The organism is Saccharopolyspora sp. CA-218241 (genome assembly GCF_050954615.1).
In the GTDB taxonomy this organism is placed as follows: Bacteria; Actinomycetota; Actinomycetes; order Mycobacteriales; family Pseudonocardiaceae; genus Saccharopolyspora; species Saccharopolyspora cebuensis.
Window position 1 is genome coordinate 763,507 of sequence record NZ_CP191860.1, and the last position, 22,992, is coordinate 786,498.

The 22,992-nt window shown below is 72.5% G+C and carries 19 protein-coding genes, 1 tRNA gene and 1 riboswitch; of the genes, 14 read left to right on the forward strand and 6 right to left on the reverse strand.

What is annotated here, in order from left to right; translation table 11 throughout:
• Positions 1-12 precede the first annotated feature (12 nt).
• The 10 genes from rsmA (at position 13) to ACQP0T_RS03915 (ending at position 12,285) form a co-directional block, all read left to right on the forward strand.
• Positions 13-867, forward strand: coding sequence for a 16S rRNA (adenine(1518)-N(6)/adenine(1519)-N(6))-dimethyltransferase RsmA (gene rsmA / locus ACQP0T_RS03870; protein WP_433871334.1), 855 nt, complete (start codon positions 13-15; stop codon positions 865-867).
• A 174-nt stretch (positions 868-1,041) separates the two neighbouring features.
• Positions 1,042-1,131: riboswitch (SAM riboswitch) on the forward strand.
• Between the two features lie 4 nt (positions 1,132-1,135).
• Positions 1,136-1,297, forward strand: coding sequence for a hypothetical protein (locus tag ACQP0T_RS03875; RefSeq protein WP_433871335.1), 162 nt, complete (start codon positions 1,136-1,138; stop codon positions 1,295-1,297).
• Positions 1,298-1,367: 70 nt separating this feature from the next.
• Positions 1,368-2,387 carry a methionine ABC transporter ATP-binding protein gene (locus ACQP0T_RS03880; protein WP_433871336.1) on the forward strand — a complete coding sequence of 340 codons (1,020 nt, stop codon included), beginning with the start codon at positions 1,368-1,370 and terminating at the stop codon, positions 2,385-2,387.
• The gene (locus ACQP0T_RS03885; RefSeq protein ID WP_433871337.1) at positions 2,384-3,067 is read left to right on the forward strand and encodes a methionine ABC transporter permease; all 684 of its coding nucleotides are present in this window, start codon (positions 2,384-2,386) and stop codon (positions 3,065-3,067) included. Before ACQP0T_RS03880 ends, ACQP0T_RS03885 begins: the two co-directional genes overlap by 4 nt.
• 75 nt (positions 3,068-3,142) lie before the next feature.
• Complete coding sequence (locus ACQP0T_RS03890) at positions 3,143-3,958, forward strand: MetQ/NlpA family ABC transporter substrate-binding protein (protein WP_433871338.1); 816 nt, start codon at positions 3,143-3,145, stop codon at positions 3,956-3,958.
• A 148-nt stretch (positions 3,959-4,106) separates the two neighbouring features.
• Positions 4,107-5,063 carry a 4-(cytidine 5'-diphospho)-2-C-methyl-D-erythritol kinase gene (locus ACQP0T_RS03895; protein ID WP_433871339.1) on the forward strand — a complete coding sequence of 319 codons (957 nt, stop codon included), beginning with the start codon at positions 4,107-4,109 and terminating at the stop codon, positions 5,061-5,063.
• A gap of 94 nt (positions 5,064-5,157) precedes the next feature.
• On the forward strand, positions 5,158-6,936 hold the full coding sequence (locus tag ACQP0T_RS03900) for an ABC-F family ATP-binding cassette domain-containing protein (protein ID WP_433871340.1): 1,779 nt from the start codon (positions 5,158-5,160) through the stop codon (positions 6,934-6,936).
• Between the two features lie 623 nt (positions 6,937-7,559).
• Positions 7,560-9,167: an ABC-F family ATP-binding cassette domain-containing protein gene (locus ACQP0T_RS03905; RefSeq protein ID WP_433871341.1), complete on the forward strand. Its 1,608-nt coding sequence runs from the start codon at positions 7,560-7,562 to the stop codon at positions 9,165-9,167.
• 118 nt (positions 9,168-9,285) lie between these two features.
• Complete coding sequence (locus tag ACQP0T_RS03910) at positions 9,286-10,152, forward strand: proline iminopeptidase-family hydrolase (RefSeq protein ID WP_433871342.1); 867 nt, start codon at positions 9,286-9,288, stop codon at positions 10,150-10,152.
• 480 nt (positions 10,153-10,632) lie between these two features.
• Positions 10,633-12,285 (forward strand): fatty acyl-AMP ligase, encoded by a 1,653-nt coding sequence (locus ACQP0T_RS03915; protein ID WP_433871343.1) that lies wholly within the window; start codon positions 10,633-10,635, stop codon positions 12,283-12,285.
• On the opposite strand, the gene pth is transcribed toward ACQP0T_RS03915, so the two are convergent.
• Positions 12,274-12,849, reverse strand: a complete 576-nt coding sequence (gene pth, locus ACQP0T_RS03920; protein WP_433871344.1) for an aminoacyl-tRNA hydrolase — start codon at positions 12,847-12,849, stop codon at positions 12,274-12,276. The genes ACQP0T_RS03915 and pth overlap by 12 nt on opposite strands.
• 83 nt (positions 12,850-12,932) lie before the next feature.
• On the reverse strand, positions 12,933-13,544 hold the full coding sequence (locus tag ACQP0T_RS03925; protein WP_433871345.1) for a 50S ribosomal protein L25/general stress protein Ctc: 612 nt from the start codon (positions 13,542-13,544) through the stop codon (positions 12,933-12,935).
• 323 nt (positions 13,545-13,867) lie between these two features.
• Here ACQP0T_RS03925 and ACQP0T_RS03930 point away from each other — a divergent pair, with 323 nt between their 5' ends.
• Both ACQP0T_RS03930 and ACQP0T_RS03935 read left to right on the forward strand, forming a co-directional pair.
• Complete coding sequence (locus tag ACQP0T_RS03930) at positions 13,868-15,160, forward strand: Nramp family divalent metal transporter (protein ID WP_433871346.1); 1,293 nt, start codon at positions 13,868-13,870, stop codon at positions 15,158-15,160.
• 79 nt (positions 15,161-15,239) lie between these two features.
• Positions 15,240-15,851 (forward strand): malonic semialdehyde reductase, encoded by a 612-nt coding sequence (locus ACQP0T_RS03935; RefSeq protein WP_433871347.1) that lies wholly within the window; start codon positions 15,240-15,242, stop codon positions 15,849-15,851.
• 95 nt (positions 15,852-15,946) lie between these two features.
• Here the strand turns inward: ACQP0T_RS03935 and ACQP0T_RS03940 are convergent, their stop codons facing one another.
• The 4 genes from ACQP0T_RS03940 to ACQP0T_RS03955 form a co-directional block, all read right to left on the reverse strand.
• Positions 15,947-16,918, reverse strand: coding sequence for a ribose-phosphate diphosphokinase (locus tag ACQP0T_RS03940; protein WP_345355910.1), 972 nt, complete (start codon positions 16,916-16,918; stop codon positions 15,947-15,949).
• 11 nt (positions 16,919-16,929) lie between these two features.
• Positions 16,930-18,372, reverse strand: coding sequence for a bifunctional UDP-N-acetylglucosamine diphosphorylase/glucosamine-1-phosphate N-acetyltransferase GlmU (gene glmU, locus ACQP0T_RS03945; RefSeq protein WP_433873583.1), 1,443 nt, complete (start codon positions 18,370-18,372; stop codon positions 16,930-16,932).
• Between the two features lie 322 nt (positions 18,373-18,694).
• Positions 18,695-20,371 carry a GGDEF domain-containing protein gene (locus ACQP0T_RS03950; RefSeq protein ID WP_433871348.1) on the reverse strand — a complete coding sequence of 559 codons (1,677 nt, stop codon included), beginning with the start codon at positions 20,369-20,371 and terminating at the stop codon, positions 18,695-18,697.
• A 137-nt stretch (positions 20,372-20,508) separates the two neighbouring features.
• Positions 20,509-20,579: transfer RNA gene (locus tag ACQP0T_RS03955), tRNA-Gln, on the reverse strand.
• Between the two features lie 418 nt (positions 20,580-20,997).
• On the opposite strand from ACQP0T_RS03955, the gene ACQP0T_RS03960 reads away from it, so the two are divergent.
• Positions 20,998-21,966, forward strand: a complete 969-nt coding sequence (locus tag ACQP0T_RS03960; protein WP_433871349.1) for an acyl-CoA desaturase — start codon at positions 20,998-21,000, stop codon at positions 21,964-21,966.
• A 173-nt stretch (positions 21,967-22,139) separates the two neighbouring features.
• Positions 22,140-22,739 (forward strand): TetR family transcriptional regulator, encoded by a 600-nt coding sequence (locus tag ACQP0T_RS03965; RefSeq protein WP_433873585.1) that lies wholly within the window; start codon positions 22,140-22,142, stop codon positions 22,737-22,739.
• The last annotated feature ends 253 nt before the right edge of the window (positions 22,740-22,992 follow it).

Sequence of the window (22,992 nt, forward strand, 5' to 3'; positions counted from 1 at the left end):
TACGTTTTCCGGGTGGACCAGCAGGCGGCGCTGCTCGGCCCGGCCGACGTGCGTCGGCTGGCCGGCGAACTCGGCATCCGGCCGACCAAGAAGCTCGGGCAGAACTTCGTGCACGACCCGAACACGGTGCGGCGCATCGTCGCCGCGGCCGGGCTCGGTGCCGAGGACGTCGTGCTGGAGGTCGGTCCCGGGCTCGGTTCGCTGACGCTGGGGTTGCTGCCCGCCGTCCGCGCCGTCACCGCGGTGGAGATCGACCCGGTGCTCGCCGAGCGGTTGCCTCGCACGGTCGGCGAGCAGGCCCCGGCGCTGGCCGACCGGCTGCGGGTGGTGCGGGCGGACGCGCTGAAGGTGCGCGCCGGCGACTTCGCCGAACCGCCGACTTCCTTGGTGGCGAACCTGCCCTACAACGTGGCGGTGCCGGTGGTGCTGCACCTGCTGGCCGAGCTGCCGGAGCTGCGGCGCGGGCTGGTGATGGTGCAGTCCGAGGTGGCCGACCGGATGGCCGCCGATCCCGGCAGCCGGGTCTACGGCGTGCCGAGCGTCAAGGCGGCGTGGTTCGCCGACGTGCGCCGCGCGGGTCCGGTCCCCCGATCGGTGTTCTGGCCGGTACCCAACGTGGATTCCGGGCTGGTGTCGTTCGAGCGGGTCGAGCCGCCGTCGCCGATCCCCCGGGAAGAGGTCTTCCGCGTGGTCGACGCGGCGTTCGCCCAGCGGCGCAAGACGTTGCGCGCGGCGCTGTCCGGCTGGGCCGGATCGGCGCCCCGGGCGGAGGAGCTGCTGCGCGCCGCGGGGATCGACCCGGCCGCGCGCGGGGAGCAGTTGCGGATCGGCGACTTCGTCCGGCTCGTCGAAGCGTCCCGCGCCTGATCACTCGTTCAGCGGTGTGCGCCGGGCGGCAGATCCATTACGCGGAGTGAGCGACAACGCTGGTTCGAGCGGAAAAATTCCCGCTCGAACCGGGGTGTGATCCTGTTGACGATTTCGGATAGTGACCGATATCAACTTGCCCTCGGCTCCACCGATGGGTTCTACTATTCGGGAAATCCATCCCGAGCGGCCGAGAGACCTGGCTCGTCGAAGCCGCAGCAACCACCCCGATGGGGCAGGTGCTAACGCCAGGACCGATGGAGCCATCGTGCTGAACCTGGTCTCGCCAAGCCTGCCCGCCGCCCTGAGCCCGGCCCGCCCGGCCCGGCGGTCGCGATCCCGGCGCGCCCACATCCGGATGCTGCTGACCCAGCGCCGCGTCATCGACCACGGGCGCCGCACCACCAGCGCCTGTCGTCGCGAGATGTGACCCAGCGCAAGTCTTCTCGTCCTTCCCCGCTCGTTGCCGCGTGCGACGTGAGCTGATGTGGAGTCGAATCGTGATCACTGTCGAGAACCTCACCAAGTCCTTCCAGCACAACGGGGGCACCGTCTGGGCCCTCGACGGCGTGTCCATGGAGGTGCCGTCCGGGGCGGTGTGCGGCGTCGTCGGTGCCAGCGGCGCGGGCAAGTCGACCCTGGCGCGGTGCATCGCACTGCTGGAGAAGCCCGACTCGGGGGCCATCCGGGTCGAGGACACCGATCTCGTCGCGCTGGACGGCAAGGCGCTGCGCGCCGCGCGCCGCCAGATCGGCGTGGTGCCGCAGGGCGATTCACTGCTGCGCCAGCGCACCGCGGCGGGCAACATCGCGCTGCCGCTGGAGGCCTCCGCGGTCTCCGGGCCGCAGCGCCGCACCCGCGTCGCCGAGCTGCTGGACCTTGTCGGGCTCAGCGACAAGGCAGGCGTCTACCCCGACCAGCTCTCCGGCGGGCAGCGCCAGCGGATCGCGGTGGCCCGCGCGCTGGCCGCCAAGCCCTCGGTGCTGCTGGCCGACGAACCGACCTCGGCGCTGGACCCGTCCACCACCGATTCGGTGCTCGCGGTCCTGGACCGGGCGCGCTCCGAGCTGGGCGTCACGGTGCTCGTGGTGACCCACGACATGGCCGTGGTGCGCCGGATCGCCGACGACGTCGCGGTGCTGGAGGACGGTCGCGTGGTCGAGCACGGCAAGGTGCTGGACCTGGTCTCCGAGCCCGGCAGCCGGATCAGCTCCTCGCTGCTGCCGGAGACCGACCAGGCCGGTTCCCTCAAGCCCGGGTCCGGGCACGACGTGGTGGCCGAGGTCGTGCTGGTCGGCTTCGCCGCGGTCGGCGCCCTGCTGCCCGAGGCATCCAGCCGGTTCGGTGTCGAGCTGTCGATCCTCGGCGGCGGCCTGACCCGGCTCGGCGACACCCCGGTCGCCAAGTTCAAGGTCGGCCTGACCGGCGAGCGCGCCGAGCAGGCCCTGAAGTGGATGGTGGAGCGCGATGCGCACGTGCGCCGCGCCCCCGTGAGCGTTGACGGAGTTGCTGCGGCGTGAGTGATGCGACCCCCTGGTCGGAGGTCCTGGAAGTCCTGGGTGGAGCGACGGTCGAAACGCTCTACATGGTGGCGGTCTCGACGGTGCTGGCGGTGCTCGGCGGACTGCCGCTGGGCGTGCTGCTGCACCTGACCTCACCGGTCGGGCTGAACCCGAAGCCCGGGCTGTACCGGGTGCTCGGCGTGATCGTCGACGTCGTCCGGTCGGTGCCGTTCGTGGTGCTGCTGGTGGTGCTGGCGTCGTTCACCCGGCTGCTGATCGGCACCTCGATCGGCAGCACGGCGGTGATCGTGCCGCTGACCATCGGGGCCGTCCCGTTCTTCGCCCGGTTGACCCAGAACGCGGTGCGCGAGGTGAGCTTCACCGCGGTCGAGGCGGCGGTGACCACCGGCGCGGGCCGGTTGCGGATCGTGTGGACCGTCCTGCTCGGCGAGGCCCGGGCCGCGCTGGTCGGCGCGGTCGGGGTCACCGCCGTGGCGCTGATCGGCTACGCCGCGATGGCCGGCGCCATCGGCGGCGGCGGGCTGGGCACCACCGCGATCCAGGACGGCTACCAGGGCTTCGACGACCGCCTCCTCTGGGGCTCGGTCGTGGTCCTCGGGGTGCTCGCCTTCGCGATGCAGCTCGCCACCGACATCACCGCCAAGGCCGTCGACCGCAGGCGCACCGCCATCGGCTGAGTGCGCGGTCACCCGCGGGGCGCGGCCGGCGATCCCGGCCCGCCTCGAACCCCCGAATCCGGAAGGACAACCCTGATGCGTGTACGACTCGTCGCCCTGGTGGCCGGTGCGGCCCTGGCCCTGACCGCGTGCGGGGGCGGCGGCACCGAGGCCGCCGAGGACCCCAACGCCCCGCTGAAGGTCGGCGTCAGCCCGACGCCGCACGGCGAGATCCTGGAGTACGTGGACGACAACCTCGCCCAGCAGGCCGGGATCGACCTGGAGATCGAGCAGTTCAACGACTACATCCGCCCGAACGAGGCGCTGCAGCACGGCGAGCTGGACGCGAACTACTTCCAGCACCAGCCGTACCTGGAGAACTACCAGGCGCAGCACGGCGGGACGGAGCTGGTGTGGGTCGAGCCGGTCCACCTGGAGCCGCTGGCGATGTACTCCAAGGACCACGACACCCCGGAGCAGATCCCGAACGGCTCGGTGATCACCCTGCCCAACGACCCGGCCAACCAGTTCCGGGCGCTGAAGCTGCTGGAGAACGCGGGCCTGATCACCCTGAAGCCGGAGGCCGCGGTGGGCACCCGGCTGGCCGAGGCGGTCGCGGACAACCCGCGGCAGCTCCAGCTCAAGGACCTCTCGCCGGACCAGCTCCCGCGCACCGTCGAGGACTCCGCCGCCGCCGTGGTCAACGGCAACTACGCGGTCAAGGCGGGGTTGCAGGACCCGGTCTTCGTGGAGTCGGCGGAGGGCAGCCCGTACGCCAACGGCCTGGTGACCAGCCCGCGGATGGCCGACGACCCGCGGATCGCCAAGCTCGCCGAGCTGCTGCGGTCGCCGGAGGTCGAGCAGTTCATCGACCAGGAGTACGGCGGCGTGGCGGTCGTCCCCGCCCGCTGATCGCCCGCGGTACCGCGGGCAACGGCGGCCCCTCGGGAGGATGCCCAGAGCGAGGGGGCCGCTGCGGCCTCGCCACCGGCACCGCGCCCGTTGTCCACTGAGTCGGCACCGGGCTGGCCCGGACACGTACGCTGCAAGGGTGCTCTCCGTGGTTCCAACACCCATCACCGTCCGAGTCCCGGCCAAGGTGAACCTGCACCTGGCGGTCGGTGACGCCCGGCCGGACGGCTACCACGAGCTGGTCACCGTCTTCCAGGCGTTGTCGCTGACCGACGAGGTCACCGTCGTCCCCGCGGACGAACCGACGATCGAAGTGCACGGGGAGGGCGCTGATTCGGTGCCCACCGGTCCGAGCAACCTGGCCTGGAAGGCGGTCCGGTTGCTCGCCGAGCGCAGCGACCGCGATCCGGAGGAGCCCGGCGTCGCGCTGACGATCAACAAGGGCATCCCGGTGGCCGGTGGCATGGCCGGGGGCAGCGCCGACGCCGCCGCGACCCTGCTGGCGCTCAACGCGGTGTGGCGCCTGGAGATGGGGCGCGACGAGCTCGGCGCGCTGGCCGCCGAGCTGGGCAGCGACGTGCCGTTCTCCTTGCAGGGCGGCACCGCGCTGGGCACCGGGCGCGGCGAGCGGCTGGTCCCGGTGCTGGCCCGGCACACCTTCCACTGGGTGATCGCGCTGGACAAGCGCGGGCTGGAGACCCCCGCCGTCTACGGCGAACTGGACCGGCTGCGCGGCGAGTCCGGCCACAGCCGGGTCGGCGAGGTGGAGCCGCTGCTGGAGGCGCTGGCCTCCGGTGATCCCCGGCAGCTCGCCCTGCTGCTGGGCAACGACCTGCAGGCCTCGGCGGTGTCGCTGCGCCCGGGACTGCGCCGGACGCTGCGCGCCGGGGTGCAGGCCGGTGCGCTGGCCGGGATCGTGTCCGGTTCCGGCCCGACCTGCGCGTTCCTGTGCACCGACGGGGAGGCCGCGGTCCGGGTGGCCGCCGAGCTCTCCGGCGCCGGGGTGTGCCGGACCGTGCGGGTGGCGCAGGGGCCGGTGCCCGGCGCCCGCGTGGTCTCCGACGACCGCGCCGACAAGCCGACACCGCCCCAGGTGCACGCCTGACCGCACCGCTCCGGGAGCGCGGACCCGCCCGAGGTCCGCGCCGGCAGCGGTGCGCCCTGGAAGAACCCCCAGCGATGGAGAGAACGACCCCGCGATGGCGAATCTGATCAATCTGGAGTCGGTGAGCAAGAGCTACGGCATCCGGCCGCTGCTGGACGCCGTCTCGCTGGGCGTCGGCGAAGGGGACCGCATCGGGGTCGTCGGGCTCAACGGCGGCGGCAAGACGACGCTGCTGGAGGTGCTGTCCGGGCTGGAGCAACCGGACACCGGTCGGGTCAGCCACTCCCGCGACCTGCGGATGGCGGTGGTGACCCAGCGCACCGAACTCCCCGACGGCGCCACGGTGCGCAACGCCGTGCTCGACCCGCACGGCTTCGCCGCCGAGCACGAGTGGGCCGCAGACCCGAAGGTGCGCAACGTCCTCGACGGCCTCGGCATGACCCGGCTGGGGCTGGACACGCCGGTCGCCGACTTCTCCGGCGGGGAGCGGCGCCGGGTCGCGCTGGCCGCCGCGCTGGTGCGCGACCTGGACCTGCTGGTGCTCGACGAGCCCACCAACCACCTGGACGTGGAGGGCGTCCGCTGGCTGGCCGACCACCTGCTGGAACGCCGCTGCGCGCTGGTGATCGTCACCCACGACCGGTGGTTCCTGGACACCGTCTGCAATCGCACCTGGGAGGTCACCCGGGGGCAGGTCGAGCAGTACGAGGGCGGCTACGCGGACTGGATCTTCGCCCGCGCCGAGCGCGCGCGACTGGCCCAGCAGGCCGAGGAGAAGCGGCAGAACCTGGCCCGCAAGGAGCTGGCCTGGTTGCAGCGCGGCGCCAAGGCGCGGACCTCCAAACCGCGCTTCCGGATCGAGGCCGCCGAGGCCCTGATCGCCGACGTCCCGCCGCCCCGCGACACCGTGGAGCTGGTGTCGTTCGCCAAGCGCCGGCTCGGCAAGACGGTGCTGGAACTCGAGAACGTCGACGTGTCGGTGGCCGGGCGGACGCTGCTGCGCGACCTCACCTGGCGGATCGGGCCGGGTGACCGCATCGGCCTGGTCGGCGTCAACGGTTCCGGCAAGACCACGCTGCTCAGGCTGCTGGCGGGGGAGCGGGCGCCGGACGCCGGGCGGCGCATCGAGGGCAAGACCGTGCGGCTGGCGCACCTCACCCAGGAACTGCACGACCTGCCGGGCGACTGGCGGGTGCTGGAGGCGATCGAGGACGTCGCCGAGCGCACCACCCTCGGCAAGTACGAGCTGACCGCGTCGCAGCTCGGCGAGCGCTTCGGCTTCGGCAAGGGCAGGCAGTGGACGCCGGTCGGCGACCTCTCCGGCGGCGAGCGGCGCCGGTTGCAGCTCGCCCGGCTGCTCATGGGCGAGCCCAACGTGCTGGTGCTCGACGAACCGACCAACGACCTCGACATCGACACCCTCCAGCAGCTCGAAGACCTGCTGGACGGCTGGGCCGGAACCTTGGTGGTCGTCTCCCACGACCGCTACCTGGTGGAGCGGGTCTGCGACAGCGTGTACGCGCTGTTCGGCGACGGCGGGCTCACCCACCTGCCCGGCGGCATCGACGAGTACCTCCAGCGGCGGCGCTCGCTGCTCGCGGCCGCGGCGTCCTCGGGCAAGCAGGCCTCCGACGCGGTCAAGCCCACCGGCCTGTCCGGCGCCGAGGAGCACGCCGCGCGCAAGGAGCTGGCCCGCTGCGAACGGCGGCTGGACAAGCTCGCCGAACGCGAGCAGGAACTGCACCAGCGCCTCGCCGAGGCCGCCACCGACCCCGACCGCCTCCCCGAGCTCAACTCCCAGCTCCAAGCTCTGGGCGAGGAGAAGGACGAGGTGGAGTCGCGCTGGATGGAACTAGCAGACTCCCTCGGTTGATCTGTTCTTTGTGGTGGTCCCGTTGCTTGGGGGTGCCGGTGGCGGAACCTCAGCGGCCTTCTCGCTCCGGGCGCCCTTCTTGATGGATCGCCAATACACGGCATCAGGGCGTCCTCGCGAGAAGACAGCTGAGAACCCGCGGCGGTGCAAGCTGCGAGGGTGGGGTAGTGCGGAAGCGGCTCGCGCCGCTTGCCTGACGGGGTTCCGGCGTGCTTGGCGCGCAGCCCTTCGTCTTTGACGTCCGGGTGTGGTTGGGGCGTTGTTGCCCGTTCGGGTGGTTGTGCCGTGAGTGAGGGGCACCCTTGTCCCAGTGTGTTGGGCAAGGGTGCCCCTCACTCGTGGTCCCGATGGGTGAAGCGCGGTGGTTCGGTGGTCGGCGGTGGTCGGGTCGGCGGAAAACCGTTCGAGCGCTGGGGTGGGCGGCTGGTAGCGTCGCCGTGCGAGTGGTTCCGGATGAGGGAGTGCCGACGTGCTGGGAGACGACGACATCTCCGGGTGAGCCCGGACGTGTCCGGCCGCAGGCAGGCGCGCGTTGAGCGCAGCCGCCGTGGCCTCCTCGCCGCACATCTCCTGTTCCTCCCGGGCGGCTCCGGCGCGCCCGCATCGCACCCGAGGGCTCTCGCATGTCCGATGTCATCTGCTCGAACCTCTTCTTCTCCTGGCCCGACGACACCCCGGTCTTCGACGACCTGACCTTCACCGCGGGCGTCGGCCGCACCGGCCTGGTGGCGCCCAACGGTGCCGGGAAGACCACGCTGCTCAAGCTGATCGCCGGGGAGCTCCGGCCCCGGGGCGGGTCGGTGTCGGCGACCGGTGTGGTCGGCTACCTGCCGCAGACCCTGCCGTTCGACGGCGATCTGACCGTCGCCGAGGCGCTGGGCATCGCCCCGGTGCTCCGCGCGCTGCACGCGGTCGAATCCGGTGACGTCGCCGAGGAGCACTTCACCGCGATCGGCAACGACTGGGACGTCGAGGAGCGCACCCGCGCCCAGCTCGACCGGCTCGGCCTCGGCGACGTCGAGCCGACCCGGCGGCTCGACACCCTCAGCGGCGGCCAGGTCGTCTCGCTCGGGCTCGCCGCGCAGTTGCTCAAGCGGCCCGACGTGCTGCTGCTCGACGAGCCGACCAACAACCTCGACCGGGACGCCAGGCGCAGGCTGCACGCGGCGCTCGACGACTGGACCGGCTGCCTGCTCGTGGTCAGCCACGACCGCGAGCTGCTGGACCGGGTGGACCGCATCGCCGAGCTCTCCCGCGACGGTGTCCGCACCTACGGCGGGAACTTCACCGAGTACCAGGAGGCCGTGCGCGCGGAGCGGGAGGTGGTCGAGAAGAACCTCCGCAACGCCGAGCAGGACCTCAAGCGGGAGAAGCGGGAGCGGCAGCAGGCCCGCGAGCGGGCCCAGCGGCGGTCCGGCACGGCGGCGCGCAACATCGCCAGCGCCGGGCTGCCCAAGATCGTCGCCGGCGCCATGAAGCGGCGCGCCCAGGAGTCGGCGGGCAAGGCCGACGACGTGCACTCGGCGCGGGTCGTCGATGCCCAGGCGCGGCGCGACGAGGCGGACCGGGCGGCGCGGGAGGACGACCGGCTCGCGCTGGAGCTGCCCCGGACCCGGGTCCCGGCGGGACGCACGGTATTCCTCGGCGAGGACCTGCGCCTCCGCGGCGGCGGGCGCGACCTGCTCACCGGCGACCTGGCGATCCGGGGGCCGGAGCGGATCGCGCTCACCGGCCCGAACGGCGCGGGGAAGTCGACCCTGCTCCGGTTGATCGGCGGGCAGCGCGAGCCGGAGGAGGGGGCGGCGACCCGCGTCGACGGCCGGATCGCGTCGCTGTCGCAGCGCCTCGACCTGCTCGACCCGACCCGCACCGTCGCGGAGAACCTGGACGCCGCGGCCCCGGAGCTGGACGCCACGCGGCGGCGGCACCTGCTCGCCCGGTTCCTGTTCCGCGGGGACCGGATCCACCTGCCGGCCGGCGTGCTCTCCGGCGGCGAACGGCTGCGGGCGACCCTCGCCTGCGTCCTGCACGCCGAACCCGCGCCGCAACTGCTGCTGCTGGACGAGCCGACGAACAACCTCGACCTGGTCAGCGTCGGCCAGCTGGAGAGCGCGCTCAACGCCTACGAGGGGGCCTTCGTCGTGGTCAGCCACGACGAGCGCTTCCTCGCCGGGATCGGCATCACCCGCCGCCTGCACCTCGCCGACGGCCACCTCCACGAGGCGGGGTGATCCGAGCGCACCTCGGCGCCTGCCGGAAGCCGCCCGGCAGGACAAGACTCGTCCTCGGCGGCTCGCCTCCCTAGCCTGATCATCGAGCGCGGGATCGCGCCGGCCGGGGAGGTGGAACGTGGTCGAAGGCAAGGTCCGGGTGCCGGGCGGGGAGGTCTGGTACCGCCGGATGGGCGGTGGCGGCGTGCCGCTCCTGCTCGTCCACGGTGGACCGGGCTATCCGAGCGATCCGCTGTTCGAGGCGTTCGAGCCGCTCGCGCGGGAGCGCGAGGTCATCTGGTACGACCAGCTCGGGGTGGGGCGTTCCGACCCGATCGACGAGCCCTCGCTTCTGGTGGTGGATCGCTTCCTCGACGAGCTCGGCGCGGTGGTCGACGGCCTGGGCCTGGACCGCCCGCACGTCTACGGCCACTCCTGGGGAGCCATGCTCGGTCTCCAGTTCGCCGCGCAGCGGGCGCCCGACTGGACGAGCCTCGTCTGCGCCAACGGCGTGGCGAGCGTGCCCCGGTTCCAGCGGGAGGTCCGCGACCTGCTGGCCGCGCTGCCCGGCGAGGTGCTGGACCGCACCTTCGGCCGGGAACTGCGCGGGGCGACCGACGACCCGGATTACCGGGTCGCGCAGGAGGAGTACCTGCGCGCCTGCGTCGTGCGCACCGCCGCGGTGCACCTCGACCCGGCGCGCATGAGCGCGACGACGTTCCGGACGCTGGTCGGGCACGCGGACTACCACGTCACGGGGACCCTCCGGGAGTGGGACGTCTTCGACGAACTCGACCGGATCCGGGTGCCCACCCTGGTGCTCGGCGGGGAGTTCGACGAATGCGTTCCCGCCCACCTCGCCGACATCGCCCGCCGGATCCCGGACGCCGAGCACGTCACGCAGCCCGGCGCGGCCCACATGGGCTACCTCGAAGCCGAACCGCTGCGCGGCGAGTACCTCGCGATCATCCGCGACTACCTGGCGCGGATCGAATCCCGCCCGTGAGCGCCGGGTCCGCGATCGCCACCACGCCGCCCGAACCCACGCAGAGCCGGAACCGGCCTCCGCCGCGCCACCCGTCCGGGAACTGAGTGAGGGGCACCTTCATCCGACCATGCCGGATGAAGGTGCCCCTCACTCACCACCAGCTCACGACCTCGCGTCGGCACCGGCGAGACGCCGCGCCGCAGCCGACACCGGGGAGTGCCCCTCACCTATGGCGATTTCGGGTGATGCGCGGGGTTCGGGTCGCGTGGTGCCGGGGTGATCTGCTGGCGGACGCGCCCGGGTCGGCGGCGCCGCCCCGCTGGGCCAGGGTCGCTCGTCGGCTACCGGAGCGAGTTCTCGGGCACGCCCCCCGTCCCGCCGTGCGGTGACCCCGCTGCCCCATCGGCGGAACTCCGGGAGCGCGTTCTCGACGGACTGCGTCGACCCCGACCTCCGCGTCATCCTGACGGGTGGACTTTGCGCGCTTAAGCTGCCCGTATGAGTCGGTTCGTGGATGCCCTGGTGGCGACGGCGCTCGACAACGCCGGGGACGGCGCACGCGGCATCACCACCGGTGAGCCCGACCGACCGGTGCGCCGCACCTGGGGCCGGGTGCACGCCGAGGCGCTGCGGCTGGCCGGAGCGCTCGGCGACGACCTCCGCCCCGGCGCCTCGGTGGCGATCCTGGCCGCCGACCCCGCGCTGATCGCCGCCGCCGTGCAGGCCACCTGGCTCGGCGGTGGCAGCGTCACGATGCTGCACCAGCCCACCGCCCGCACCGATCTCGGGCAGTGGGCCGAGGACACCGTCCGCACCCTGCGCATGATCGACGCGCACCTGGTGCTGCTCGGACCGCCGTTCGACGAGCTGGCCGGGGTGCTCGACGAGCACGGCATCGCCCACCGCGACCTCGCCGCGCTGGCCGCCACCGACGCCACGCCGCTGCCCCGGCCGGTGCCGGTCGACGAGGACGCCACCGCGCTGCTCCAGCTCACCAGCGGCTCCACCGCCGCCCCCAAGGCGGTCCGGATCACCCACGGCAACCTGCACGCGAACATGCGCGCGATGGTCGAATCCGCCGCGCTGGACCCGGCCACCGACGTGATGGTCTCCTGGCTGCCGCTGTTCCACGACATGGGCATGGTCGGGCTGCTGACGGTGCCGATGGCCACCGGGATCGAGGTCGTCAAGGTCACCCCGGCGGACTTCCTGGCCCGGCCGTTGCTGTGGCCGGAGCTGATCACCCGCTACGGCGGCACCATCACCGCGGCGCCGAACTTCGCCTACGCCGTCGTCGGGCGCCGGCTCGGGAGCGCCGAGGACGGCGTGTTCGACCTGAGCACGATGCGCTTCGCGCTCAACGGCGCGGAACCCATCGACCCCGACGCGGTGCGCGGGTTCACCGAGGCGGGCGCCCGGTTCGGGCTGCGGGAGTCCTGCGTGGTGGCGGCCTTCGGGATGGCCGAGGCGACGCTGGCGGTGTCCATCGCGCCCCGGGACCGGGGGCTGGAGGTCGACGTCGTGGACCCCGACGAGCTCGGGCGCGGCCGGGCCGAACCGGCGAGCACCGGCCGGTCCCGGGAGTTCGCGCTGCTCGGTGCGCCGCTGCCCGGACTGGAGGTGGAGGTGGTCGACGACGCGGGCACCCGGCTCGGCGAGCGCGGCGTGGGGCGGCTGCGGGTCCGGGGCGCGGCGGTCACCCCCGGCTACCTCGCGGTGGACGGGCCGCGCGCCGCCCAGGACGAGGCGGGCTGGCTGGACACCGGCGACGAGGGCTACCTGGTGGACGGGCAGGTGGTGATCTGCGGTCGCCGCAAGGACGTGATCATCATGGGTGGGCGCAACCTGTACCCGGTGGACGTCGAACGCGCGGTCGGCGCGGTCGAGGGCGTGCGGCCCGGCAACGCCGCCGCGGTCCGGCTCGACGCGGGCAGCCGCCGCGAGCGCTTCGCGGTGGTGCTGGAATCGAAGCTGGCCGGCGACGCCGACGCCGAGCAGCGGCTGCGCAAGGAGGTCGCCGCGCGGGTGGTGGACGCCGTGGGCGTGCGACCGTTCGCGGTGGTGGTGCTGGCCCCGGGCACGTTGCCGAAGACGCCCTCGGGCAAGCTCCAGCGGGCGGCCACCGCCGCGCACGTGGGCTCAGTGGAATGAGTTCTGCGCCGACTCCAGGCCGTCGGTGACCAGCGCCTCGGTGGCGTCGGCGCAGCGGTCGACGAAGTAGGCCAGCTCCTTGCGCTCGGCGCCGGAGAAGTCCTTGAGCACGTAGTCGGCGGGGTCCATCCGGCCCGGCGGGCGGTCGATGCCGAACCGCACCCGCAGGTAGTCCTTGGTGCCCAGCGACTTGCTGATGGACCGCAGCCCGTTGTGGCCGTTGTTCCCGCCGCCGCGCTTGAGCCGGATCGTGCCGTACGGCAGGTCCAGCTCGTCGTGCACGACCACCACCGAATCCGGGGTGGTCTTGAAGAACTTGGCGGCGCCGGACACCGGGCCGCCGGAGAGGTTCATGTACGAGCGGGGCTTGAGCAGCACCACCCGCCGGTCCCGCAGCCGTCCCTCGACGATCTCGCCGCCGGACTTGTGCGCCTTGAACGAGCCGCCGATCCGGTCGGCGAGCTCGTCGGCGACCAGGAAGCCGATGTTGTGCCGGTTGCCCGCGTAGCGCGGGCCGGGGTTGCCGAGTCCGACGATGAGCGCCGGTGCGTCCGGGCTGGTCACGACGTCTCCTGGTGGCTCGTGGGCGGGCCGCCGCGCCGCCCCGCCGCCGAAGCGGGACGGCGCGTGCCGCGCCCGACGCTGGGTCAGCTCTGCTCGGACTCCTCGGCGGCCTCCTCGGCCTGCGCCTCGGCCTCCGCCTCGTCCATCGGGGCCGACGCCTCGACGACGTTGACCACCAGGGTGTCCGGGTCGGACTGCATGGTCACGCCGCGGGGCAGCACGATGTCGGAGGCGTGGAACTGCGTGCCGACCTCGGCGCCCTCGATGGAGAGCTCGAACTGCTCGGGGATGTGCAGCGCCTCGGCCTCGACCTCGATCTCGGTGGTCTCCTGGCTGACGACGGTGCCGGGGCCCGCGGTGCCGGTGATGGCCAGCGGCACCTGCACGGTGACCTTCTCGCCGCGCTTGACCAGCAGCAGGTCCACGTGCTCGATGTAGGACTTGATCGGGTGGGTGGTGATCGTCTTGGTCAGCGCCAGCTCCCTGGAACCGTCGGTGACCTCCAGGGTCAGCACCGCGTTGTGCCCGTTGTCGCGGACGGCGCGGGCGAACTCCACGGCGGGCAGCGACAGGTGCTTCGGGTCGGAGCCGTGGCCGTACAGGACCGCGGGGATCTTGCCGGCACGGCGGGTGCGGCGGGCCGCACCCTTGCCGAACTCGGTGCGCTGTTCGACGGAAAGACGTACCTCGGACACGGTGGTGCACTCCTCGTGGCGTCGGGCGGAACGTGACTAGGTCGCTGGCCTCCGGCGGCGGGGGCGCGCAGCAGGCGTGAGGACGACTCGGTGCCGGAAAGAGCGGCACACCGGTGGCGGCAGAAGGCCGACCCGGGGTCGGCTGCGCCCAGCCACCACGTCGATCACGCCGGGCGAACGACCCGACCTCGCCGAGGCAACCAGAACAGTTTAAACGGTCGCCACCGGGACGTGTCCGCACGGGTTGCCTCCGGCCGGATCGCGACGTCACGGTTTGATCGCGCGCCCGCTGGATTCCGTCCACCCGAGGTTAGGTTCCCGGCATGTCTGCAGACGCCAAGCCCGAGGACGTCGCCGTCCCCGAGGCCACCTGGAAGGCCCGGCTCAAGCAGGTCGGACCGGGCGTGATGGCTGCGGCGACCGGGGTCGGCGCCGGTGACCTGGTGGCCACCATGGTCGCGGGGTCGCGGTACGGCTACGCGCTGTTCTGGGCGGTCGTGCTCGGCGCGGTGTTCAAGCTCGCCCTCGGCGAGGCGGTGGGGCGCTGGCACCTGGCCTCGCACCGCACCATGCTCCAGGGCTGGCGCACGCTGGGCCGCTGGGCCACGACCTACTTCGGCATCTACATCGTCATCTGGGGCTTCATCTACGGCGCCACCGCGATGTCGGCCTCCGCGCTGCCGCTCAACGCGCTGTTCCCGGTGCTGCCGGTCTCCGGCTGGGGGATCGTGTGCGGGCTGGTGGGCCTGGCGCTGGTCTGGTTCGGCCGGTACCGGCTGCTGGAGAAGCTGATGACGGTGCTGGTCGGGATCATGTTCGTGACCGTGGTCGGCACCGCGATCCTGGTCGGCCCGAACCTGCCCGCGCTGGGCGCCGGGCTGGTGCCGAGCCTGCCGGACGGTTCGGTGGCCTACGTGCTGGGCCTGATGGGCGGCGTCGGCGGCACCATCACGATGGCCGCCTACGGCTACTGGACCTTCGCCAAGGGCTGGCGTTCGCCGAAGTGGCTGCCGTTCATGCGCACCGACAACGCCGTCGGCTACATCACCACCGCCATCTTCGTGGCTGCGATGCTGGTGGTCGGCGCCGGGATGCTGCGCGGGGCCAACCTCACCGCCGGGGACACCGGCCTGCTCCAGCTCGGCGACGCCCTCGCCACCGACTACGGGCAGTGGGCGCGCATCCCGTTCCTGGTCGGCTTCTTCGCCGTCGCGTTCACCTCGGTGATCGGGGTGTGGAACGGCGTGAGCCTGCTGTTCGCCGACTGGTGGCGGACTTGGCGGATGCCGAAGTCGGCGCCGCCGGAGACGGCCGCGGACTACGACCACGCGGCGGGGGAGAGGTCCCCGGCGTACCGGTTCTACCTGCTGTGGTTGACCTTCCCGCCGATGCTGCTGCTGTTCCTCGGCAAGCCGTTCCAGATCACCATCGTCTACGGGGTGCTGGGCGCGCTGTTCATGCCGTTCCTGGCGGGGACCTTGCTGTGGCTGCTCAACTCGAAGACGATGATGCCCGCCGAGCACCGCTCGCGCTGGGTGTCCAACACCGCCCTGGGGCTGTGCCTGCTGCTGTTCGTCGGCGTCGCGGCGAACGAGCTCATCGACACCCTGGGGTGATGTGCGGCACACCCGGGATTGTTGAAGCATCAATGATCGTTGCCGGAACCGTACGCGGATTCCCCGAGAAAGGCCCCCGATGACCACCACCGAGCACGCCCAGCGCCTCAGCCTGTCCGAAGACGCGCAGGACCTGCTGTTCCGCGAGGCCCGCACGGCCAACACCTTCAGCGACGAGCCGGTCACCGACGAGCAGGTGCGTGCGATCTACGACCTGGTCAAGTGGGGCCCGACGTCGATGAACCAGCAGCCGCTGCGCGCGGTGCTGGTGCGCAGCGACGAGGCCCGCGCGCGGCTGCTGCCGCACCTCATGGAGGGCAACCGGGCGAAGACGGAGCAGGCGCCGCTGGTGGCGATCCTGGCCGCCGACACCGACTTCCACGAGAAGCTGCCGGAGGTGTTCCCGCACGCGCCGCAGGCCAAGGAGATCTTCGCCGAGGAGGGCTTCCGGACCCGCAACGCCCACCTCAACGCCTCGCTGCAGGTGGGCTACTTCCTGCTGGGCGTGCGCGCGGCGGGTCTGGCCGCGGGACCGATGACCGGTTTCGACGCGGCCGGGATCAACGCCGAGTTCTTCCCGGAGGGCGTCCGGCAGGTGCTCGTCGTGGTCAACATCGGCAAGCCGGGCGAGAACGCCTGGATGGAGCGGCTGCCGCGGCTCGACTACGACCAGGTCATCACCACGGCCTGAGTCACCCGGTCGTGAACTGAGTGAGGGGCACCCTTGCCCAAGCAACTCGGACAAGGGTGCCCCTCACCTACATCTCGAAGGGGTGTTCCCGGTCGTCAGGCCTGGCCGTCGAAGAGGCTGGTGACGGAGCCGTCCTCGAACACCTGGTGGATCGCCTCGGCGACCAGCGGCGCGATGGACAGCACGTTCAGCGTCGGGAACCGGTACTCCTCCGGGATCGGCAGCGTGTTGGTCAGCACGACCTCCTTCGCGCCGCTGCTGGACAGCCGGTCCACCGCCGGGCCGGACAGCACCGCGTGCGTGGCCGCGATGATGACGTCCTTGGCGCCCGAGGCCAGGAGCTGCTCGGTGGCCTTGGTGATCGTGCCGCCGGTGTCGATCATGTCGTCGACCAGCACGCACAGCCGCCCCTCGACGTCACCGACCACGCGGTTGGCGACGACCTGGTTCGGCTTGCTGGGGTCGCGGGTCTTGTGGATGAACGCCAGCGGCGTGCCGCCGAGGTCGTCGGCCCACTTCTCCGCCACCCGCACCCGGCCGGAGTCGGGGGAGACCACGGTGATCTCCTCGCCGGCGTAGGTGTCCCGGATGTAGCTGGCCAGCAGCTTCTGCGCCATCAGGTGATCCACCGGGCCGTCGAAGAAGCCCTGGATCTGGTCGGTGTGCAGGTCCACCGCCATGATCCGGTCCGCGCCGGCGGTCCGGAACAGGTCGGCGATGAGCCGGGCCGAGATCGGCTCCCGGCCCTTGTGCTTCTTGTCCTGCCGCGCGTAGCCGTAGAACGGCATGACCACGGTGATCCGCTTGGCGCTGGCCCGCTTGAGCGCGTCCACCATGATCAGCTGTTCCATGATGGCGTCGTTGAGCGGGCTGCAGTGCGACTGGATGACGAACGCGTCGCATCCCCGGACCGACTCGTCGTAGCGGACGAAGATCTCACCGTTGGCGAACTTGTACGCCGCCTGCGGCGTGACCGTCACGTCGAGCTGCTTGGCCACCTCCTCGGCCAATTCCGGGTGGCTGCTCCCGGAGAAGAGCTTGAGGCTCTTCTTCGGGGTCGCAGACATAGCACTCACGGTCATCGTCCCTCCCGTGGGACGTCCGTCGTCGGACGTCGTTGGTCGGCGGTCGGTTCTGCATCCGCCAGAGCCGCTCCCGCGGCCTGGTCGGCGGCGGTACCAGGGCGGCGCCGGGCCACCCAGCCTTCGATGTTGCGCTGCCTCCCGCGCGCGACCGCCATCGCGCCCGGGGGGACATCCTGGACGATCACGGAGCCCGCGGCGGTGTAGGCGCCGTCGCCCACCTCGACCGGCGCGACGAACATGTTGTCCGCGCCGGTGCGGGCGTGCGAGCCGATCGTGGTGTGGTGCTTGGCGACCCCGTCGTAGTTGACGAAGACGGTGGCGGCGCCGATGTTGCTGCGCTCGCCGATGGTGGCGTCGCCGACGTAGCTCAGGTGCGGGATCTTGGTGCCCGCGCCGATCGCGGCGTTCTTGGTCTCGACGAAGGTGCCGATCTTGCCGTCGGCGCCCAGCGAGGTTCCCGGCCGCAGGAACGCGAACGGGCCCACCGAGGCGCCCGGGCCGACCTCGGCGCCCTCGCCGTGGCTGCGCACCACGGTCGCGCCGGGGCGGATCGCGCAGCCGGTCAGCGTGGTGTCCGGGCCGATCGCGGCGCCCTCGCCGACGGTGGTCCCGGCGCGCAGCTGCACGCCCGGTTCCAGGACCACGTCGCGGTCCAGCTCGACGTCGCAGTCCAGCCACACCGAACCCGGGTCGGTGATGGTCACGCCCGCGCGCATCCAGCGCAGCAGCAGCCTGCGGTTGAGCTCGGCGCCGAGCCGGGAGAGCTGGACCCGGTCGTTGACGCCCTCGACCAGCCACGGGTCCGGGCAGACCAGCGCGCTGACCCGGCGGCCGTCCTCGCGGGCGATCGCCAGCACGTCGGTCAGGTACAGCTCGCCCTGGGCGTTGTCGGTGGACAGCCGGCGCAGCGCGTCGTCGAGCACCGCCGCGTCGAAGGCGTAGACCCCGGAGTTGACCTCGGTGATCGCGGCCTGCTCGGCGGTGGCGTCCTTCTGCTCGACGATGCCGGTGACCTGGCCGTGCGCGTCGCGCAGCAGCCGGCCGTAGCCGGTCGGGTCGGCGACCTCGGCGGAGAGCACGGTCACCGCGTTGCCCGCGTCGCGGTGCTCGGCGAGCAGCCCGCGCAGCGTCGCGGCGTCCAGCAGCGGCACGTCGCCGTAGCTGACCAGCACGGTCCCGGTCCGCGCCGCGGACAGCCGGGACAACCCGCAGGCCACGGCGTGCCCGGTGCCGAGCTGCTCCTCCTGGACCGCGGTGCGGACCTCGCGTCCCAGCGCCGCGGCCACCCCGTCGAGGTGCTCGCCGACCGCCTCCCGCCCGTGGCCGACCACGACCACGAGGTCCTCCGGATCGACTCCGGCCGCGGCGCGCACCGCGTGCTCGACCAGCGGACGCCCGCCGAGCCGGTGCAGCACCTTCGGAGTCGCCGAGCGCATCCGGGTGCCTTCGCCCGCCGCGAGCACGACGGTGCTGATGCGGTCGGCGGGCGCACCGTCGGCGCCGCGGGAGGAGGGCTGGGCGGTGTCGCCCTGGAGCATCAGCGCTCTCCCTTGATCTAGAAGCTGCTCGCCGGTCCGGGGACCGGGAACCCGGGGGTCCGGCACCTTTCGTCCAAGCGGGTGAAGGGTAACCGGACGGTGATCCCGGGAGGAGCGGTGCCCCTGCCGGCTCCGCCGGTGCGGGCGATCCTACCCGCCGCACGCGCGAGGTTCGCTCCGACACCCCCGCTCCACCTGGGGTTTTGTGATCTTTGTCGGGTCAGCGCGGGTCCGGCGGGATCCACACCGGGGTGACCTCGCCGGTGTCCTCGGCGGCGGCGAAGGCCGCCACCCGGTTGCCGCCGTCCCGCTTGGCCCGGTACATCGCGGCGTCGGCGCGGGCGAGGACCTGGGCGGCGGACTCCTGCGGGCGCATGGCGACCACGCCGATGGACAGCGTCACGCCGCGGGAGAGCTCGCCGGGCAACCGGTCCACCGCCTGCACCGTCCGCCGCAACGCCGACTCCGCGGCGGCCAGCGTCACCCCCGGCAGCAGCACGACGAACTCGTCACCGCCGTAGCGGGCCACGAAGTCGTCGGTGCGCAGCGTGTCGCGCAGCGTCACCGCGATGGTGCGCAGCACGTCGTCGCCCTCGGCGTGCGAGCACTTGTCGTTGACGCCCTTGAAGCCGTCGAGGTCGACCAGCGCCACCGCCAGCGGCTGCACGTCGGGCGTGCTCAGCAGCGCCTCCAGCCGGTCGTCGAGGGCCCGTCGGTTGGACAGCCCGGTCAGCGGGTCCTGGAGCGCCTGCCGGGTGATCGCGTCGTGCTTGTTGCTCAGCCGGGAGTTCTCCAGGCGGGTCAGCAGGGTGGAGAAGCGGACCTGCCGGGTGGTCCACAGCTCGGCCTCCAGCTCGATCGCGTAGTCCCGCAGCGCCGCATTGGTGTCGGCGGAGTCCAGCTCGGTGAGCTGCGCGTACTCCCGGGCCAGCGAGATCCGCAGGGTGGGCTCGGAGGTGTCCTGGGTCAGCTCCTCGCGGGTGTTGCCGAGCAGCCGCACCGCCTGCGGGCCGCGACCGGACTCGACCAGGCACCGGGACAGCGCGATCGCCACGATGATCTTCTCGCGGGGGTGGATCGCCCGGTCCAGGGTTCGCAGCACGTCGAGCCGGGGGATGTGCTCGGCGTGCGGCTGGGCCAGCGCGTGCGCCGCGCCGAGCACCGGCATCTGCTCCGAGGCGGGGCGGTCGGAGACCCGGGGGAACAGCGACTCGCGCCACGGGCCCTCCACGGCGACCGCGATGGCCGAGGCGGTGGCGAACCGGGTCGCGGCGTCGCGCTGCTGCCCGATGCGCTCCAGCCGCAGGCCCCAGCCGAGCAGCATCCGGCAGCGGTTGATCATGTGCACGGCGATCTCGTGCGGACCGCCGCTCTCCCGGATGCGGTGGTGGGCGCGGCCCATCACCTCGTCGGCCATCTCGTAGACGCCGAGCTGGGTGAGCACCAGGCCGATGTCGGTGAGCGCGGTGGCCAGCAGCCGTTCCCAGGAGCGGCGGCCCAGGGTGCGGTCCGGGACGAGCTCGTCGTCGAGCATGGCCAGCCCGTGCGCGACCTCGGTCAGCGCGTTGTCCTCGGCGCCGCCCAGCAGCGCGCGCCTGCCGCGCAGCGCGTGCGCGTCGGCCTGCAGCACGACCAGGCCGTGCCTGCGGGTGTGGGTGAGCAGTTCGTCGAGCAGCGGATCGGCGGTGCTGACGGCGTCCTGGGTGGTCAGCCGCATCGCGGCGCAGTGGCGCAGGAGCTGGGAGACGATCCGGGGCTCGCCACGGCGCTGCGCCTCGGCGAGCAGCTGGTCGGCTTCGCGGATGGTGGCGTGCTGCCCGGCGGTGGTGGAGTGCTGTCCGACCGCGTTGAGCTCCCGAGCGCGACCGACCAACCAGGCGTCGGACACCTCGTGCAACGCGGTCGCCGCCTCGTCCTGAACGGCGGTCGTGTCGTCGCGCAGCGGCGCACACCCCCTGTTCCCCGTTCGTCCCGGCCGGTCGGCGCCACCGGCCGGGCCCGCGGTCACCACCGCGGGTCCGGGAGGGTCGTCCGCTCCGCCGCCAGGATTCGAACCTGGACCATCGGAACCAAAATCCGAGGTGCTGCCTTTACACCACGGCGGATCGCGCGTCGGCGCCCTCCGGAACCGGCGGTCCGTCGCCGGAGCCGCCGCCCGAGCTTACCGGTTCGGTGCGGAAGCCGATGTTGGCTCGCGGACATCGTGGCATGGCCGCCGCCCGGCTCGGGGCCGGGGCGGGCGGCAGCGGCTGCGCGGGCGGGCACGTCGGTGCGACGCGGCGCGGGGGGTGCCGGTTTCACCGCGCCACCGGCCCGAACGGGTGATGTGGTGCTGGACCGGCGCGGTGCGGGACACGCCCGGGGTTTAGCGACACGCCGCTGATTCCGACCCCCGGGGTGACGATTTGGCATCGAAGAACTTACGCTGGCGTAGGTTACGGTGCCGTAGGTCGAGGTGTTCGGGGCCGTGACCAGCGGAGCTGATCGCCGTTTTCCACCTCCCAACCAGCAGAGGTAGTGAGTATGACCGCAGCAACCGAACAGGCGGCGCCGCCACCGGCGGGCGCCTCCGGTGGACCGAAGCCGCTGACTGAGGGCTCCCGTTCCACGGGCGCTCAGTCGCTCGTCTACGTCTTCGTCATCGTGCCGTTCCTCGCGCTCATCGGCGCCGTGCCGTTCGCCTGGGGCTGGGGACTGGGCTGGACCGACATCGCGATCGCCGCGGTGTTCTACGTGATCAGCGGGCTGGGCGTCACCGCCGGGTTCCACCGCTTCTTCACGCACGGGGCCTTCAAGACCAACGCCGCGGTCAAGGCCGCGCTGGCCATCGGCGGCATGATGTCGGTGCAGGGGCCGGTGATCACCTGGGTCGCCGACCACCGCAGGCACCACGCCTACTCCGACCGCGACGGCGACCCGCACTCGCCGTGGCGCTTCGGGTCCTCGGCCGGGGCGCTGGCCAAGGGCTTCTGGTACTCGCACATGGGCTGGCTGTTCGAGCGGGACGTCACCAACGTCGACCGCTTCGCCCCGGACCTGGTCAAGGACGGGGCGCTGGTCCGGCTCAACAAGCTGTTCCCGGTGTGGACGCTGGTCAGCTTCCTCGCGCCCGCCCTCATCGGCGGCCTGGTGTCCTGGTCCTGGTGGGGCGCGTTCACCGCCTTCTTCTGGGCCGGGCTGGTGCGGGTCTCGCTGCTGCACCACGTGACCTGGTCGGTGAACTCCATCTGCCACATGATCGGCGAGCGCCCGTTCAAGAGCCGGGACCGCGCCGCCAACTTCTGGCCGCTGGCGATCCTGTCGTTCGGCGAGTCCTGGCACAACTCCCACCACGCCGACCCGACCTGCGCCCGGCACGGCGTGCTGCGCGGCCAGCTCGACATCTCGGCGCGGCTCATCTGGGCCTTGGAGAAGGTCGGCTGGGCCTGGAAGGTCCGGTGGCCCAACGAGAAGCGGCTCGCCCGCATCGCGGTGACCGACTACAAGTCCTGATCCTCGCGACCACACCGGCGCCCGCCGCTCCCGGCGGGCGCCGGTGCACGTCAGGGGACCGGTCGGTCACCTGCGACCGGCCACGGCTTAGGCTTGCGCGAGTGGCAGGACGGCGACGAGGGCGAGGCACCGACCCGGACAGCGGCCCCCCGGCGCGGGCCGCCCGGGTCCGGATGACGGGCAAGGAGCGCCGCCAGCAGCTCCTGGACATCGCACGCGCGCTGTTCGCGGAGAAGGGCTTCGACGGCACCTCCATCGAGGAGATCGCGCACCGCGCCGGTGTCTCCAAACCCGTGGTCTACGAGCACTTCGGCGGCAAGGAGGGCGTCTACGCGGTCGTCGTGGACCGCGAGATGCGCCACCTGCTCGACCTGATCGTCTCGGCGCTGTCCGCCGGGCACCCCCGCGAGCTGCTCGAACAGGCCGCGGGTGCGCTGCTGGAGTACATCGACAACTCCACCGACGGCTTCCGGGTGCTGGTTCGCGACTCCCCGGTGGCCAGCACCAGCGGCACCTTCTCCAGCCTGCTCAACGACATCGCCAGCCAGGTCGAGCACATCCTGGGCCTGCAGTTCAGCGCGCGCGGCTACGACGCCAAGCTCGCGCCGCTCTACAGCCAGGCGCTGGTCGGGATGGTCGCGCTGACCGGCCAGTGGTGGCTGGAGGCGAAGAAGCCGAAGAAGGAGGAGGTCGCCGCGCACCTGGTGAACCTCGCCTGGAACGGCCTGTCCCACCTGGAGCACAAACCCCGCCTGGGCACCAAGCGCGGCTGACGTCGGCCGCCGCGCTCTTCGGCACCTGAGCGGCCACCCGCCGGCGAGCCGCGAGCCCCTTGCCCTCACCCGTTCGGGACATGAGTGAGGGGCACCCTCGTCCCGGTCAGGGGTCTTTTCGGAATGCGGCGGAGCCGCATGCGGTGCGGCCGTCGACCGGCACCGCCGCCCGTGCTCGGACGGTGCCGCTCAGCGGTCTTCTCGCGAGGACAGCCGTGACGCCGTGTACGTGGTTGGTACATCAGGAACGGCT